The organism is Bacillus sp. FG16, assembly GCF_057809515.1.
The window spans coordinates 1-1,651 of the sequence record NZ_JBMDKC010000233.1 but is presented as its reverse complement, the minus strand read 5'-3'; the positions used below and the strand labels follow the sequence as shown (position 1 = coordinate 1,651).

Below are 1,651 nucleotides of genomic sequence, written 5' to 3'. Positions count from 1 at the left end.
CATCGCCATCAAGCTAACAAAATAAAATTCCCCCTAAAACGAAAAATACACTATTCTTTCTGTAGAATCATAGGAAAGGATGGTGTTTTTCTATGTCTATTTCTGTATCTGATGAATTACAATTATTTGCTCAAGAGATTCAAAGTGTTCTATCTCAAAATACCTTACGGTCTATTGCAAAAAATGTAGGTTTTGTAAAGCGGATTAGTAAATATCAAGCACAAGATTTAGTGGCTTTATGTGTATGGATGAGTCAAAAGGTCGCGACCACTTCTTTAACTCAACTATCCAGTTGCTTAGAGGCATCAACAGAAGTACTTATCAGTCCTGAGGGATTGAATCAACGATTTAATCCAGCGGCTGTTGAATTTTTACAACATCTATTAGCTGAACTACTAAATCAAAAATTAGTTTCAGCTATGCCGATTTCTTCTCCTTATACTTCTATTTTTAAGCGTATCCGTATCTTAGATTCAACCGCATTTCAACTACCCGATTCCTTTTCAAATATTTATCCAGGTGCAGGAGGGTGCAGTCATACAGCCGGAGTAAAGATTCAACTTGAATATGATCTATTAAGTGGGCAATTCCTACATATTCATACAGGTCCAGGAAAACAACATGATCGAACCTATGGTTCTTTATGTGCTCCGACAGTGACAGCAAATGACTTATGTATTCGAGACTTAGGCTATTTTCATTTGAAGGACCTACAACATATACACGATAAAAAGGCGTACTATATCTCTCGAATTAAATCAAATACACGTATTTATCAGAAAAATCCTACTCCTGATTACTTTCAAGATGGGAGAATTAAAAAAGGGACAGAGTATATTCAAATCGATATGGAGGGTTTAATGGAATCTCTTGAACCAGGACAAACATACGAAATATCTAACGCTTATGTGGGGATGGCTGATAAGGTTCCAACTCGTGTCATTGTTCATCGATTAACAAGAGAACAACAGCAGAAACGATTACACGATCAAGCTGTTAGGGAAAAAAAGAAGGGCGCAAAATACTCTGATCGTAGTAAGCGATTGAGCGGTATTAATGTATATATGACAAATACCCCTATGGATATTGTCCCGATGGGACAAGTACACGATTGGTATTCTTTACGCTGGCAGATTGAGATTATATTTAAAACATGGAAATCATTCTTTCATATTCAGCATTGTAAAAAAATAAAACGAGAACGATTAGAATGCCATTTGTATGGACAACTCATTGCCATTTTACTTTGTTCTTCCATTATGTTTCAAATGCGGCAATTACTTTTTATGAAAAAGAAACGAGAACTGAGTGAATATAAGGCGGTATATATGATTAAAGATTATTTTCTTCTTATTTATCAATCCCTACAGAAAGACACCCAAGACCTATCAAAGATTCTCATTCGCCTGTTCAACCTCCTACAGCAAAACGGGCGAAAATCCCATCGATACGAGAAAAAAACAGTCTTTGATATATTAGGTGTCGTTTATAATTGTACCATGTCTGATAATCAAGCAGCCTAATTTAAAAAATGAAACCCGTTAGGGTTTATTTCGTATGCAAATCTTTAAATGTATTACACGTAGCCTTTAAAAAAAGAAAAAACCTTTACTATAATTGACGTTGTATGAGCTTAGCTTGATGGCGATGT

1 protein-coding gene is annotated in these 1,651 nt (G+C 35.3%); it reads left to right on the top strand.

Translation table 11 applies throughout. The features are described 5' to 3' along the window. The first annotated feature begins 92 nt into the window (after nt 1–92). Nucleotides 93–1,523 (top strand): IS4 family transposase, encoded by a 1,431-nt coding sequence (locus ACODS7_RS31850; protein ID WP_243169452.1) that lies wholly within the window; start codon nt 93–95, stop codon nt 1,521–1,523. Nucleotides 1,524–1,651 lie beyond the last annotated feature (128 nt).

Bases quoted from the DNA above. Each gene is read 5' to 3' on its own strand.
- ACODS7_RS31850 (WP_243169452.1), top strand. From the start codon at position 93: ATGTCTATTTCTGTATCTGATGAATTACAATTATTTGCTCAAGAGATT.